Source organism: Mesorhizobium sp. M6A.T.Cr.TU.017.01.1.1 (assembly GCF_004023115.1).
In the GTDB taxonomy this organism is placed as follows: domain Bacteria; phylum Pseudomonadota; class Alphaproteobacteria; order Rhizobiales; family Rhizobiaceae; genus Mesorhizobium; species Mesorhizobium mediterraneum.
Genome location: NZ_RZTA01000009.1, coordinates 1 through 14866 on the forward strand (window position 1 = coordinate 1; position 14866 = coordinate 14866).

General features: G+C 62.3%; 16 protein-coding genes. 2 read left to right on the forward strand and 14 right to left on the reverse strand.

The genetic code is table 11. From position 1 onward, the window contains the following. From EOB36_RS04510 to EOB36_RS04545, 8 genes are all read right to left on the reverse strand, one after another. Positions 1-1211 (reverse strand): ABC transporter substrate-binding protein (locus EOB36_RS04510; RefSeq protein ID WP_245467607.1); only part of this gene is annotated, 1211 nt, incomplete at its 3' end. A gap of 47 nt (positions 1212-1258) precedes the next feature. Beyond that, positions 1259-1996, reverse strand: coding sequence for an SIS domain-containing protein (locus EOB36_RS04515; RefSeq protein ID WP_128284385.1), 738 nt, complete (start codon positions 1994-1996; stop codon positions 1259-1261). Further along, entirely contained in the window at positions 1993-2739 is a 747-nt protein-coding gene (locus EOB36_RS04520) for a GntR family transcriptional regulator (RefSeq protein WP_128284386.1), read from the reverse strand. The genes EOB36_RS04515 and EOB36_RS04520 overlap by 4 nt, the downstream gene beginning before the upstream one ends. A gap of 66 nt (positions 2740-2805) precedes the next feature. Then, on the reverse strand, positions 2806-4299 hold the full coding sequence (locus EOB36_RS04525) for an FGGY-family carbohydrate kinase (protein WP_128284387.1): 1494 nt from the start codon (positions 4297-4299) through the stop codon (positions 2806-2808). Positions 4300-4445: 146 nt separating this feature from the next. Then, entirely contained in the window at positions 4446-5228 is a 783-nt protein-coding gene (locus EOB36_RS35685) for a GntR family transcriptional regulator (RefSeq protein ID WP_128284388.1), read from the reverse strand. Positions 5229-5413: 185 nt separating this feature from the next. Further along, complete coding sequence (locus tag EOB36_RS04535) at positions 5414-6241, reverse strand: MBL fold metallo-hydrolase (protein ID WP_128284389.1); 828 nt, start codon at positions 6239-6241, stop codon at positions 5414-5416. Positions 6242-6429: 188 nt separating this feature from the next. Then, positions 6430-7365, reverse strand: a complete 936-nt coding sequence (locus EOB36_RS04540) for a cyclase family protein (RefSeq protein WP_128284390.1) — start codon at positions 7363-7365, stop codon at positions 6430-6432. Positions 7366-7530: 165 nt separating this feature from the next. Then, a complete protein-coding gene (locus EOB36_RS04545; RefSeq protein WP_095483952.1) occupies positions 7531-8037 on the reverse strand; it encodes a glycosyltransferase in 507 nt (168 codons plus the stop codon). Positions 8038-8188: 151 nt separating this feature from the next. On the opposite strand from EOB36_RS04545, the gene EOB36_RS04550 reads away from it, so the two are divergent. Together EOB36_RS04550 and EOB36_RS04555 are read left to right on the forward strand one after the other, a co-directional pair. Further along, positions 8189-9343: a PA0069 family radical SAM protein gene (locus tag EOB36_RS04550; protein ID WP_128284391.1), complete on the forward strand. Its 1155-nt coding sequence runs from the start codon at positions 8189-8191 to the stop codon at positions 9341-9343. 156 nt (positions 9344-9499) lie between these two features. Next, positions 9500-10195, forward strand: a complete 696-nt coding sequence (locus EOB36_RS04555; protein WP_128284392.1) for a ribonuclease HII — start codon at positions 9500-9502, stop codon at positions 10193-10195. A 293-nt stretch (positions 10196-10488) separates the two neighbouring features. Here EOB36_RS04555 and EOB36_RS04560 read toward each other — a convergent pair whose 3' ends face one another. The 6 genes from EOB36_RS04560 to EOB36_RS04585 all read right to left on the reverse strand — a co-directional run bounded on the left by EOB36_RS04560 (position 10489) and on the right by EOB36_RS04585 (position 14622). Beyond that, positions 10489-10980: a F0F1 ATP synthase subunit B gene (locus EOB36_RS04560; protein WP_126103297.1), complete on the reverse strand. Its 492-nt coding sequence runs from the start codon at positions 10978-10980 to the stop codon at positions 10489-10491. Positions 10981-10990: 10 nt separating this feature from the next. Beyond that, complete coding sequence (locus EOB36_RS04565; RefSeq protein WP_128284393.1) at positions 10991-11590, reverse strand: F0F1 ATP synthase subunit B; 600 nt, start codon at positions 11588-11590, stop codon at positions 10991-10993. Positions 11591-11666: 76 nt separating this feature from the next. Further along, positions 11667-11891, reverse strand: coding sequence for a F0F1 ATP synthase subunit C (locus EOB36_RS04570; protein ID WP_056103679.1), 225 nt, complete (start codon positions 11889-11891; stop codon positions 11667-11669). Between the two features lie 78 nt (positions 11892-11969). Further along, positions 11970-12728, reverse strand: a complete 759-nt coding sequence (locus EOB36_RS04575; RefSeq protein ID WP_128284394.1) for a F0F1 ATP synthase subunit A — start codon at positions 12726-12728, stop codon at positions 11970-11972. Positions 12729-12799: 71 nt separating this feature from the next. Next, complete coding sequence (locus EOB36_RS04580) at positions 12800-13198, reverse strand: AtpZ/AtpI family protein (RefSeq protein ID WP_128284395.1); 399 nt, start codon at positions 13196-13198, stop codon at positions 12800-12802. Between the two features lie 242 nt (positions 13199-13440). Then, the gene (locus tag EOB36_RS04585) at positions 13441-14622 is read right to left on the reverse strand and encodes a cell wall hydrolase (protein ID WP_128284396.1); all 1182 of its coding nucleotides are present in this window, start codon (positions 14620-14622) and stop codon (positions 13441-13443) included. Positions 14623-14866: the final 244 nt, after the last annotated feature.

A 14866-nucleotide genomic window follows, 5' to 3' on the forward strand; every position in this document is an offset into this window, starting at 1 on the left:
CGCTGCAAGGTCTCGGCGATCACATTCTGAGCCGAGATGGCGCCGATCGACGGAAACACCTTGCCGGTGGTGAAGCCGAAGAGCTTGCCGGTTTGCGAATTGGCAATCATGGTTTCGACCTGGGACTTGTATTTAGTCACGGTCTTGTCGCTCCAGAACGATTCCGCCTTGGCGCCGTCATTAGTCACCGGCAGGAACAGGCCTGGCTCCATTGTGAGAAAGCGACCGTAATTTGCAGGTTCAAGCAACCATGTGAGAAACACCTTGGCGGCTTTCTGCTTCGCCTCATCCTTTGTCGTCAGCATGATGGCGTTCGAATAGGAGATGGTCGCCGACGCGCTCTGCTCGTCGGCATGCGGAACGGGCGCCACGCCGAGATCGGCGGCGTCACCTTCGGCCTGCGTTTCGTAGGTGTTGATGACACCGAACTGCAGGATCATGCCGCAGCTGCTGTTTGCAAAGCATGCCTCCGCCTCCCCCCATGTCCACGTGCTGTTGTCGGGTGGCGAAAACTTGGCAAGCTTGCTGTAGAAATCGTAAGCCTTGACGGTTTCCGGCTTGTCGAAAGCAATCGAGCCGTCGTCATTGTAGAGATCGCCGGCACCGCTGTTGACCATGAAGCTATAGACGGTTTGGTCCGTATAGAGCTGCTTGTTGGCCGGAAGACCGATGCCGGATTTGCCATCGGTGCTGAGCTTCTCGGCGGCAGCCTGCCACTCGCTCCAGGTCTTCGGCACCTCGACGCCTGCCGCTTTCAGCACGCTGTTGCGGTACCATAGCGAGATCGCCATGTTGTAGGCCGGCACGGCCCAAACATGGTCGTCGTATTTATAGGGCGCGAGCGTCGCCTCGACGAAGCCATGCTTGCTGTCGAGGTCCTTGACCAGATCGTCGACCGGCACGACCACATCGATGCCTTTCAGGACTGTTGTGAAATCGGGAATGGTAAAGAGAAGGTCCGGACCGTTTCCGGCAGCGAAGGCCGCCGGCGCCTTAGCGTAGACCTCGCCCCAGCTTTGCGGCTCCTGCTTGACCTGGATATCGGAATGAGCGGCGTTGAATTCGTCGAGCAGCTCCTTCATGCGCTGCACGCGGTGCGGCGGCTGCTCCATATGCCAGACCGTCAGGTCTACCGGCTCGGCATAGGCGGTGCCGGCAAGAAGTGTAGCGGCGAAGCCGGCGATCGTCAGAAATCTCGCAGGGCCCATCATCGTTTCTCCCGTTGCTCCGAGACTCCCCTTGAGTCCCGAAATCCTTCTCAAAGATGCGGATTGCGCGGCCGATAGCGATCGATCAGCGCCTCGTTGACCTCCTTGGCGCCCGGCATGTTGGCGCTGAGATAAATGGGTGCGGCGCCACCAGCCGACTGCAGACGCGCAGCTGCTTCGACGAAGACGGCGTTCATCAGCGCCGCCCCGATCGAGGTTGACACCGGGCCGGCACGCAACTTGCTCCCCGGCAAGTCGATGGTGGCGTCGCCAGGAGGCGCACCGTTGTCGAGGACGATGTCGGCGACGTCGGCGAGCCGCGTCCGCCCTTGGGCAGCAGCCTTCGAATAGGCTTCCGAGGTGATCGCGACAACGGTCGCTCCGATTGTCTTGCCGATCAGCGCAGCCTCTACGGTGGCCGTATTGACGCCGCTGTTGGACACGACGATCAGCACATCGTTTGGGCCGATCGGATAGCGGGCGAATATGGGCGCGACTATGCCCGACATTCGCTCGAATACAGTGCCCGCGACCGCACCTTCGTGCACCATGGTCGTGGCGGCGAGGATCGGCACGGTCAGCGCCAGCCCACCGGCCCGGAAATGCGCTTCTTCGGCCATGGTGTGGCTGTGCCCGGTGCCAAAAACATAGACCAGCCCGTCAGCCTTGGCCGTGCGCTCGACGGCGGCGGCGGCGAGCGCGATCGCTTCGGCATTGTCGTCGTATAGACGACCGATACGAGTGGTGAGGTCGGCCAGATAAGCGGCGGCAGTCGGCGTTTTGGTCATTTGTCTGTTCCGAACGTCAGATTAACACGCATCACGAAGCAATCGCCGCGATAGACCGCCCGGACGTATTCGATCGGACGGCCCGTCGCGTCGAGCGTGCGGCGGGTGAGAAAGAGAACCGGGCTCTGCAGCGAAATACCAAGTGACGCAGCGCTGGCCGCATCCGGATGCGCGGACCAGAGCTTCTGCTCGGCTTCGCTGGGGTAGAGGCCATAGTCCTCTCGCAGCACGCGATAGAGCGAATCCGTGCTGAAATCCGCGCGTTCCAGCAGTCTCGGCGCCAGCGCCGCCGGGATTTCGGTGCGCTCGAGACCAACGGGTTCGGCATCCGCCAGACGCACGCGAACGAGGCGATGGACCGGCGCATGCTCGGCAATGCCAAGTGCCGCCGCCGCTTCCCGATCCGCCGCGCCGATGCCTGCATCCAGCACGATACTGGAAGCCATACGGCCGCCGCGATGCATCTCCTCGGTAAAGCCGCTCAAAGTACTGAGCTGCTGTTCGATGTGCGGATGGGCAACAAAGGCGCCTCGGCCGGTACGCGTCTCTACCAAGCCGCGCCGCTCGAGAAGCTTAAGCGCCTGGCGAGCAGTCATTCGGCTCGCGCCGAGCTCCTCGGCCATCTGCCGCTCCGACGGCAGTCTTTCGCCGACCTTCAGCGCACCGGATGCAATCTGCGCCGCGAACGAGCTCGCGATGCGTTGATAAAGCGGCATATCATCTGCGGCGATGATCGAAGGCATGGACAGGTTTAACCAGAATTTCTCGTGGTATGTACCACCCGAAACAACTGTGTAGAGCTTTTCCGGCTATCTGCGCAAGCTGCTGTCGCGGCGGGCGCGATAATTAGCGAAGGCGCGGTCCCAGGCCGGCTTCATGGAACCGTCCGGCTCATGGCGGCGCTGTATCTGCCGGGTCGCCGTCGACGCTTCACGGATCGAACCGAACTGTCCAATGGCTGTCGCCGCGAGGAGAGCTGCTCCCCTGGCACCAAATTCGGTCCCGGCCGGGACGAGAACAGTGATGCCGAGCGCGTCGGCGATCATCTGTGTCCACATCAGGCTGCGCGCTCCGCCGCCGGTCAGCAGGATTTTGCCGCTGGTGCCTTCCAGATTTTGGTACAGATCGCGCATCGCCAGCGTCACCCCCTCATAGACGGCCCGGATCATATGAGGCCGCCCGTGTCGGGGTGCGAGACCGTAAAATCCGGCACGCGCCTCGTGGTCAACCACTGGCGCAATGATGCCGCTCTCGCTGAGATATGGCAGATAGGTCACGCCGTCATTGCCGATAGGTAGCGGGGCGATCATCGCCTCCATCCGTGCGTAGAGATCGGGCTCCCCGGCTATGTCAGGCAACAGCGTTTCGATAGCCCAGTCAAGGTTGAGCGTGCCGGCCACATTGACCATCGCACGGAACCAGTTCTCGCCGGGCAGGGTAAAAAGCAGGCCTAGGTTGGGTGGCGTGAATACGGGCTGATCGGAGACGATGCCGACCATGCAGGTCGTACCGAGAACGGCCATCGCCATCCCGCTTTCGAGCGCGCTGGCGCCGATGACAGTTGCCGGAACATCGCCGGCGCCGATCGCCACCGGCGTACCTTCCGTGAGCCCGGTAGCAATTGCTGCCGCGGCCGTGACGAAGCCGCCTATGGTTTCGGAATCTGCTGCTGGCGGCAGCTTGTGCGCCAGGTCGGCGACTTCGAACAATGCAAGCATTTCAGGGCTGTGGTCGCGCTGTCGCGCGCTGCCTGGCGCCACTGCAGCTTCCGTGCGATCGGTGGCTACCCGTCCGGTCAGTTTCAGGCGCAGGAAATCCTTATAGCCGAAGACATGTGCCGCCCTGTCCAGCACATCTGGCTCATATGTTCGCAGCCAAGCAAGTAGCGGCAACGTGCAGCCCTGCTGCAATACGCAGCCATCCGACTGAAAGATCCTTTGATAGAAATCCGGCACGTCGGCCGCCCGCCGTTCCAGCAAATCCTGCGCCCGGCTGTCTTCCCAAACGATGCCGGGACGCAAGGCACTGCCGGTATCATCGACCAGCCATGCCCCTACCATGGCCGCCGACAGACCCACGGCGGCAATATCGTTTCCCACGATACCGGCGTTGGCGAGAGCTGCACGGATCGCCTCGCTCACCGCGTTCCATGCAAGGACAGGATCGAGTTCCGACCAACCCGGATAGGGTCTTTGCAAACGGATGCGACGAAATCCCATGCCGAGCTGTTGGCCTTTTTCGTCGAATACCGCGACTTTGGTTACGGACGAGCCCGCGTCGATGCCAAGGAAATAACTGGTCATGAATTGGTCTTATCTCTGATGGCACGCAATGCTGGCTGCTCCACGGCCGCCGCGGTTCCGATTCAATCGTGGCCGGACATCAGTGCGCACTTGTCTCACGAAAGAGTTTGCTGATGGCGCCGGGATCGCCTGGCAGCTACCATATTTCATCTGCCCAGCCCGAGCTCAGCAACGAAATCGTAGGCGTCGCCGCGAAAAATCGACCGACTGGATTCAACGACGACGCCATCCTCCCTCCGGGTTATCCGGTAGATGTCGAGCGCTGCAGCGCCCGTCGGTGCGTTGAGAAGGCGGGCGCTCTTTTCGTCGAGGTTGATCGCCGAGAAACGCTGAACGGCCTTGACCGGAACATGACCAAGATCGCGCAATGTCCGGTAGAGGGAGTCTTCGATCTGCTTCGGGTCGGGCAGGATAGCAGCCGGAATCACTGAGGTTTCCAACGCAATGGGCTCTTTATCCGCCAGCCGCAGCCGGCACATCCGAACGACAGACCCGCCATTGGGCATTTCGAGCCGGCGCGCCTCGTCGGCATTCGCCACGCTAAGGTCGCGCTCCAGCCACAGCGTGCCTGGCGACCGTCCGCGCGAGGTCATGTCTTCGGAGAAGGAATAAAGTCGGCTCAAGCTTTGCACGACGCGCTCGCGCGTCCCCGAAACATACGTTCCGCTGCCATGTCGCTGGGTAATCAGACCTTGGCGGACAAGTTCAGCCATCGCTCTACGCACGGTGACCCGCGAAATGCCAAGTTCAAGGGCAAGCTCACGTTCGGGCGGAAGAACGGCGCCCGGTTTCAAGGTGCCCGAGGCGATCGCGTCGACTAGGGCTGCCTGCAGGCGCCTATAGACCGGCGCATCACTTCCATTGCTCTGCGCAGCAGCAAAAAATTCGAGGAATGTCACGCCTGGGACCCATAGCGATAATACCAACATGATACCAATTTTCGCGATGACCGCAACAACCAGAGTGGCACGTCCGGAAGCTGCCCTCGTTAGTCCTATCGGCCCGCAGAGTGGAGGGGCAGCTAACTCTGCCCCCTGAAGCCAAACGACAGCGAGTGTTTTGAGCGAGTGGAAAGAAGAGGTTGCGCACGGCGGAGAAGATCGAGACGAAGCGATCAGACCCCTTCGAGGATGATGATCGTCGGCCGGTCGGGCAGCGTCTTCAGCGAGACCGTCAGCGACCGGCCGGAGAGGAATTCCACCGCGAAATCGTCACCCATCCTACCTGTGAACTCACTGATCGGGGTCGAATGGCGATGCATCGGCAGGATCATCGATGAATAGAGCCGCGCGGTGATTTCGGTCATCCGGTCGAGCGACAGCGTCATGCCGCCGTCGATAGGCACCATAAGGACGTCGAGCCGGCCAATGGCGCCATAATGCGCGTCTTCCAGCCGGTGGTGCAGATGGCCGAGATGGCCGATGCAGAGCCCCGCCACTTCGAAGATGAAGATGGAGTTGCCGTCCTTGCCGAGATCGCCGCCATTGCGGATATCCGTCGGCACGTTGCGGATGTAGACGTCATCCACGACAAGAGCGTGGCGCGCCGGACCGCCGTCCGGATTCCAACCGCGCAGCACATATTCGATGGCGGGATCCGGATGGTCCGAATAATGGGTGCGGTGGGCCTTGTTCATGGTCACCACGCGCGGCAGCGGGTCAGCGCCGTAGACGCCGGAAAAGTCGGTGGCGATCCTGACGCCGGCGGGTGTCTCGATGATGTAGGTCGAATGGCCGGCATAGGTGATCGTAACCTCGCCGTCGACGAAGGCCTCGGCCAGCATAGGCGTCTGCGCCTTTGGCGCTGTGAAGCTGGCATAGGTGGCCGACGGCAGCGCTTGCGCGATCGCAACGCATCTCGACGGCGGCGGCTGTTCCTGGGCCGAAGCGATGAGCGGCCAGAAAGCCAGGGTCAGCAGAACGGCGGCAGATAGGCGGAGCATGGCTGCCTCCCGTGGCAGAACTGGCGCCACGCCACGATAGCGCTAACGATTACGATGGCTATCGCCGGGAAAGTCACGTTTTCGCGAGCGCCGGAGGGGCTGAACGTCTGAACCGATTGTCGCGACTTGCGCGACAATCGCGTGAAATGGGACGCGCCATGGCCCGGCCGCCCGGATATCGCCAGCGATCAGGGCGTCGGGCGGAAGACGCCGTTCTCGTCGCGCTTGAGCGGCGCGGTTTGCCGGGAAAGCGGCGCACCGGGCGCTTCGGTGACCGAAACACCCTCCGTCCAATCGGCGGGTGCAATAGCGATGTAACGCGCATATCCGCCTGACCCGCCGAGCGGCTTGGCAAAGCCGATTGTAACCAACGCCCCGGCCTCCGGCACCTTGTCGAGGTTTGCAACGCCTTCTGCCTGGGTGAAATCGTTGTGCAGCAGCCAATGTTCGCCTTCGAGATTGGGCGTGGTGTCGGTGTCGAGCGGCTCATGGCCATGAAACAGAATCTTCCGCTCCAGATGCAGGAACTTCAGCGCGTCCAAACTGACGCCTGGAAACGGCTTCTGGTTGAAGCGGGCGGCATCGGACCATTTCTTGTACCAATCCGAACGCACGAAGACGACCGAACCTTCCGGTATGCGGCCGTGCTCCTTTTCCCACTCTTCGATGTCGGCGATCTGAAGGTGATAGCCTTCGTCAGTCTGCACCTTGCCGCTGATGTCGATCACGACGAGCGGCCGCACGGCATAAGTGGCCGGCAGGTCGCTGATCGTTGCACCGAGTGGGTTCCAGTGGGAGGGCGGATCGAGCTGCGTGCCATATTGGTCCGTCGTCAGCTCGTAGGCGGTAGCGACGAACCCATGCTTGTCGTAAGTGAACTCTTCGCCGGCCTTGACGTAGCCCTCGATGTCCCGACCGGCGACAGTCGGTTTGAACTTGGCATTGGCGAAGCCCGGCCATACAGGCTGCACCGGCTCGAAGGCATGGGTCAGATCGATGTACTTGGCCGATTTGAGCGTGTTCTCATAAACTGACCAAAGGGACGACTCCTGCGCCGACGCGATCGCCGGCACTGACCAAGCTGCTGCCAGCAAGGCGATACGAACGAATTTAGATACATTCATCTGCAATCTCCCCGAAATGTTGCCAAGTATCGCGAGTTTCCCGCACGGCGACAAGCGTATGCATTCCTCCCAGGAGGGTAGCTGCAATACGGCTTCCACCAAGCCGCTTTCCGCCCACGGCTTGCGCGCCGCCTAACCCAGCAAGCTACGGCAGAGGAAGGCCCCTCATTTCGCCGGCGCCACCCAGATCTCGGCGTCGAGCCGCTTGGTCGCAAGGCCGCGCGCGATGGCTTCGGCGCTGCGGGCGTTTTTCGACAAGGCCGCGGCCTGACGCTTGCTGATCACCAGCCCTTCGGCCAGTGCCCGGTTTCCCGAAAAGACCCGCGACAGGAACGGCACGCGGCTGCCGCGCGCCCTCGAGAACCGCGCCGGCATGGTTTGCCTGGCCGTGTGGGCGGCCACCTCGTCGATCCAGCCTTCCGCCAGCCGCGCGCCCGGCTCCAGCAGCAGCAGCCAGTCGCCCTTTGCCTGCCTGATACCGGCAGCAACGCCGCCGCTCGCCACAAAAAGGCAGCCGGCATGTTCAGCAACGCGGTGCGTCTGGTCGGTCGAGCCGCCGTCGCAGACGACGACATCGCGCACCACGCCCTCGACCGCGCCGCCGATCAGCGAGGCGAGCGTGCGGGCAAGTCTCTCTTCGTCGTTCAGGGTCTGGATGAGAACGCTGAGCATCGTTAGCCGAATAGCGGAAAGCCGAACGCGACGCCAGTTTTTGCGTCGCGTCATAAAAAAGTTCTTGATTTGTTCTCACCGGCAAAATAGGATTATTTTCATGAACGGAGCGAATCGACAGCCAGCCGACAGTCCCTGGGAGAGGGCGAAGATGGAACAGATCGTACGTGCCGACATTGCCGCCTTCGGCGCCGGAAGAGCCGAGATGGCCAATGCAATGATCGAGCAGAGTGGCGTCCGCGTCCGCCCCGACCGCAATCGCGGCCGTTCCGCCGGCATCAACCCGTCCGGCCGGTTCGAGCCGGTCAGCCGGCATGTGTTCGACGATGGCTGGAATTCGCTGGAGGAACTGCCGCCCTTCAAGACCGAGGTGCAGGTCGAGAAGCCGCGCACCATCATCACCCGTAACGAGTCGCCCGACATTTCCTTCGACCGCTCGATCAACCCCTATCGCGGCTGCGAGCATGGCTGCGTCTATTGCTTTGCCCGGCCGACGCACAGCTTCATGGGCCTGTCGCCAGGGCTGGATTTCGAATCGAAGCTGTTCGCCAAGCCGGATGCGGCGCGGCTGCTCGACAAGGAACTGTCCAAGGACGGCTATCAGCCGCGCACCATTGCCATCGGCACCAACACCGATCCCTACCAACCGATCGAGAAGCAGTACCGGATCATGCGCGAGATCCTCGAAGTGCTGGAGGCGCGCGGCCACCCGGTCGGCATCGTCACCAAATCCGCGCTGGTGACGCGCGACATCGACATTCTGTCGCGCATGGCCGAACGCGGGCTGGCCAAGGTGGCGCTGTCGGTGACGACATTGGACCGGATGTTGGCCAGAACGATGGAGCCACGCGCGTCGACGCCGACCAAGCGGCTGGAGGCGATCAGGCAACTTTCGGATGCCGGCATTCCGACCTCGGTCATGGTCGCTCCGATCATCCCCGGCCTGACCGATCAGGAGATGGAACGCATCCTCGATTCGGCACGTGCAGCAGGAGCGCGCGAGGCCGGCTATGTCGTGCTGCGCCTGCCGCTGGAGGTCGCGCCAATTTTCAAGGATTGGCTGCTGCGCCATTATCCGGACCGCTACCGTCACGTCATGTCGCTGATCCGTTCGATGCGCGACGGCAAGGATTACGATTCGGATTGGGGCAAGCGCATGAAAGGTGCCGGCCCCTATGCATGGCAGATCGGCCGGCGCTTCGAGATATCAGCCAAACGGCTTGGCCTCAACGCCGAGCGGCGGTCGCTCAGGACCGATCAGTTCGTCGTCGCGGCCAAGGCAACCGAGCAACTGATGTTGCTGTGAAGACATCATGTGCCGTCGGCGCCGGCGGCACATAAAGAGATCCCGTCCGGCCTGTCTTGTCCCCGGGCTTGCAGACGGTGCCCTCTAGGTCCGGTGCCCCGCCCGACCCGGAGGGGGCTTGCGGAGAATCGGAGCCAATGCGAACCTCGCCGCAACATGGCTCGCGCGCGCTCTGATTCTCCGCTTCTCTTCGAAATCGTCGAGAGACCCGATTTCTCCTTCGAGACGAAGGCGATGGCCGAAGGCCTGTGGCCGGTGGCGGGAATGGACGAGGCTGGCCGCGGCCCGCTCGCCGGGCCGGTCGTCGCGGCAGCGGTGGTGCTCGATCCCGCCAACATTCCCGACGGTCTCGATGATTCCAAGCGCCTCAGCCATCTGCAGCGCGAGGCGCTGTTCCTGAAAATCCTCGGCTCCGCTCTTGGCGTGTCGATGGCTTCGGTCAGCGCGGAAGGCATCGATGGCAGCAATATTCTCAAGGCCAGCCTCGAGGCGATGCGTCGCGCATTGGTCGGGCTCTCGGTGCAGCCAAAACTGGCCCTCGCCGACGGCCGCGACGTGCCGCCCGGACTGCCATGCGAAGGCAGAGCGCTGATCAAGGGCGACCAGCGCTCGCAGTCGATCGCTGCCGCCTCGATCGTCGCCAAGGTGATGCGCGACCGCATGATGTGCGGCTGCGGCAGCCATCACGCGCGTTACGGTTTCGAGGCCCATATGGGCTATGCCACCGTCCGCCACCGCACGGCGATCGAGGTGCATGGACCGGTGGCGCGGCTGCACCGCGCATCCTTCGCGCCGTTCCGGCTTGGCGGCACCGAAGTGCTCGACGAAGAGGGCCTTGCCGGCCTGGATTGAACGACACTGTCGATCCACCTTCGCGCCTTCGTGCCAGAGCGGAGGAGATTGGCGAAAGCGGCGATGAAGCTAATCTCCCCCCTTGAGGGGGAGATGGCCGGCAGGCCAGAGAGGGTAGCCGCGCGTGAAGCGCCAATCCTATCTTTCGTCCCACATGGCGTGGCGCCAGGACGTGCCGACCCCCTCTGTCGCCTTTGGCGACATCTCCCCTCAAGGGGGAGACTATTCCCGCCCCACAAAAAAAGCCGCCAGGTTTCCCAGGCGGCTTTCGATGAACTTCTCGATGAAATCGCTTAATTCAGCTTGGACTTCACGTCCTGAAGCGAGGCCTTGAACAGGTCGGCGCCGGCCTTGGCGTCGATCTTGCCGGCGAGCAGCGTGCGTGCGGCTTCGACGGCGATATCGACGGCACTGGCGCGCACCTCACCGATCGCCTCGCGCTCGGCCTGACCGATCTTCAATTCGGCAAGTGCAGTGCGCCGGGCGACATAGTCCTCAGTCTTCTGGTGCGCCTCGGCGGCTAGCATGTCGGCCTCGCGCTTGGCGGCGGCGACGATGTCGGCGGCCTCCTGCTCGGCTTCCTTGCGCTTGCGCTGGTATTGGCCGAGCAGTTGCTGGGCCTCCTCGCGCAGCCTGCGCGCGTCCTCAAGCTCGTTACTGATCTTGTCGGCGCGGGCATCGAGCGCCTTGGCGATCAGCCCCGGCACCTTGATGTAGACGGCAATGGCCAGGAAAATGACGAGGGCAACGGTGGCCCAAAGTGTCGCGAGTGATGTGGCGTCCATGATGCGCTCCTCACCGGGCCACTGATTTGACGGCTGCAGCGATCTCGGCCTTGCTGGCCTTGCCGCCGACAAGCGCCTCGACGATGGCCGAAGCGGTGTCCTCGGCGATCGTGCCGACTTCCTTCATGGCATTGGCCTTGATGGACGAAATGCGGGCCTCGGCCTCGCCAAGTTTTTGATCGAGGGCAGCCTCGACCTTCTTGCGGGCGGCCTCGGCTTCCGCCTTGGCGGCATCGCTGGCCTGCTGGCCGATCGCATTGGCCTTGGTCTTGGCCTCCGCCAGTTCCTGCTCATAGGCAGCAACGGCGGCATCGGCCTCGCCCTTCAGCCTGGCGGCATGGTCGAGGTCCTGGGTGACGCGATCGTTGCGGACATCGATGATGCCGCCGACACGCGGCATCACCACCTTCTTGAGGAACAGGTAGAACAGCCCGAAGGTGATCGCCAGCCACAGAAGCTGCGACGGGAATGTCGCCGGATCGAATGGCGGGAACATGCCGTGCGCCTCGGCAGGCACGCCGGTGCCGGAATGCGTTTCGCCTTCCGTGCCGGCATGGCCGCTTTCGACGGCGGGCGCGGACTCTTGCGCAAAGGCAGATGTCACGAACATGGACTATCCCCTGATATCAGGCCCGCCGCTGATTGCGGCCGGCCCGTCCAATTCCCAATGTTAGCCGAACAGGGGCTCAGCCGAACAGGGCCAGAAGCGCGATGAGAAGGGAGAAGATGCCCAGCGCTTCGGTCACGGCGAAGCCGAAGATCAGACGGCCGAACTGGCCATCCGCGGCCGACGGATTGCGCAGCGCGCCCGCCAGATAGCTGCCGAAGATGTTGCCAAGGCCGATACCGGCGCCACCCATGCCAAGGCATGCGATGCCGGCGCCGATGTACTTTGCTGCTTCTGCTTCCATTTGTTCAACTCCTTTGGATCTAAAATTCCGTTGCGATTCCATCCGGCAGCAATGCCGGAAACTATTGGTCAGCCTGGGTCAGTGCCCGGGATGCAGGGCGTCGTTCAGATACATGCAGGTCAGCACGGCAAAGACATAGGCCTGCAGGAAGGCGACCAGCAGTTCCAGCGCCGTCAGCGCCACGGCCATCGCCAGCGGTAGGACCGATCCGGCAATGCCAAGCGTGCCAAGCGCGCTCAAGCTCACCACGAAGCCCGAGAACACCTTCAGCGTGATGTGGCCGGCCAGCATGTTGGCGAACAGACGAACCGAGAGACTGACCGGACGCGAGACGAAGGAAATCACCTCGATCAACACCACCAGCGGCAGCAGGTACACCGGCACGCCCTGCGGCACGAACAATTTCAGGAAACCAAGGCCGTGCTTCATGAAGCCGTAGACGACGACCGTTCCGATCACCAGCGCAGCGAGGCCGAAGGTGACGATGATGTGGCTGGTGACGGTGAAGAAATACGGGAAAAGACCGAGCAGATTGGCGACAAGCACGAACATGAACAGCGAAAACACTAGGGGGAAGAACTTCATGCCCTGCGTTCCGGCTGCGTCCCTCAGCATGTTGCCGACGAATTCGTAGGCCATTTCCGAGACTGACTGGAGACGGCCGGGAACGAGGCTGCGGCTCGAAGTGGTGAGATAGAGGAACGCCGACGCAACAGCGACGGTCGCGACCATGAAAAGAGCCGAATTGGTGAAGGACAGGTCGTAGCCGCCGATCTCGATCGGAATCAGCTTGTTGATATGGAACTGGTGGATCGGATCGACCTTGTCAGCAGCCACTTTAATTCCCCATCAAAGCCGCACGCGGCTTGAGTGTCCTGTTCATTGCGCCGGCAAGCGGCGCCTCAAGTTCATTCTTTCGGATCGCGCGTTTTGTCGCCCTGTCCGAATTCCGCCATAAGCCCTGCGGAACGCAGGACGTTGAGCACGCCGGCGCCAAAACCCAGCAGCAAAAAAACGATCAGACCCCATGGCGATGTCCCCGCCACGCGGTCGATGATCCAGCCGAGACCTGCGCCAACCACTATCCCGGCGATGAACTCGCTGGACAGCTTGAGCGCCTGGCCATACCCGACCGCACTGCCCGCTTTCGCGTCGTCTTTCCCCTCGCGCCGGTCCGGCCGCCTTGTTGCAAGCGATGCCTCAAGGTCGCGCCGGCGGCGCTCAAGATCGTCGTCGCGGATGTCGGCTTGACGCTGTTTGCCGCGGCCGGTTTCTCCGGTTCCGTCTGGCCCATTCTTGTCGGCCATCGCAACCCCCTTGCCCGGTCAGATCGTCGCCGTCCGTCCGCTCTTAAGTCGCCGGCAACATAGTTAGAGGGTCCGCGCCCGTCAAGCCACGGGCGGACCTTCTGCCTCAAGTATTTTTCATATTCGAATCAATAACTTGCCAGGGTGCGACATCGTGCCCGACACCATCGTTGGCGTGCCGCGACCGAATCCCTCCGGCGACGGGTCTTCGATCGACCGCGCCTGAGGCCTTGCCGGAGCGCTCAGCTCCAGCCGCCGCCGTAGGTGCGGTAAAAGATATGCAGGCCGATCTTGGTCATCTTTTTCATCGTCCGCGCCCAACCCGGATTGACGTAGTTGGCGTAGTAGTGGGTTGACGATCCCACTTCCGGGATGAAGATCTTGCCGGCAGTGACCGCCATGGCGACATCCTGCGCGGTCTTGTAGTGGGCGGGGCTCTGAATGCGCTTCTTCCTGCCGTCGCAGGCGAAGGAAAACTGGCAACGGTTGAACCATTTGTCGTTCTGGTAGACGACGCCGCAGATCGAGTTCGGGTAGGCCGGATTGCGAACGCGATTGAGGATGACCTGGGCGACGGCGGCCTGGCCACGCACGGATTCACCGCGCGCCTCGAAATAGATGCCGTTGGCGAGGCAAGTCTGTTCCGGCTTGGAGAAGACGCTCGCCGGCAGCGGAGTTTGCATCCACGAATGATCGCCCTTGGCCACCGGCGGAATGAAGCGGCCATCGTTGGGCTTCTCGTCCTGCAGCAAGGCCTCGAAGGGCGACGCCTGCGCATAGTCGGGCGCGGCCGAGGCGTAGGCAGTCGCCAAGACGTCGGGGTGATCGTTATTGACCAGTGCGGCAAGCATGGCCGGCACGCCGGGATCCGGCTTCTTGTCGACGCGCGCGTGGAACGCGGCGGCAATCTGGATCTCCTTGCCTTTGATCTCGGGCTTGGCGAAGGCCATCTTCAGGCTGCTGTCCATGCTCGGACGAAGCAGCGAGGAGGTACGCTCAAAAATCGAGCCGGCATCGAAGTTCTTCGGCGGCGCGACCGGCGAGACGATGACGATGCGGCCTCTTTTATTGGCACGCACGACGCGGTCCTCGTCGGGCGTCGTGCTGGCTACACTGCCCTTGCCGCGAAACGACACAGCGCCGATGCCGGGCAACCGGACGCCGGAACCCGAGATCGAGCCGGTGCTGTCGGAATCGAGGAAAGGCATTTCGGCGGCATGAACCGATCCGGCGACGGATTTCTCGACATAGGCGTTCCAGCGGGCGTTCGGTGCCTTGAGGCCGGAAATCAGGCTCGTCATGTCCTGGTAGGCAATGACCGTGGGAAAGCCGACCCAGACGCCAAGGCCGATGACCAGGGGAGACAGGAGTGAACGTCTTTTCTCACCGACGGCGGCAACCGGCGTCGAGACACGTCGGCGCATGGGGATCTTCGGAAAGCCGACCCGACTGCACAGACCAATAATGGACGGAGACAGGAGTGAACGTTTCTTCTCACCGGCGACAGCGACAAGCCGCTTCAAAACACGTCGATGCACGGAACTCTCCAGAAACGCAACTGACCCCACTGGAGAGGCACAATGATGCATTAACCTTGATGGTGCGTTAACAGGTTGGATCGTGTTTTCCCTGTCGACCTTCCCTGTCGATCCGAAGTCAGGCGCTTTT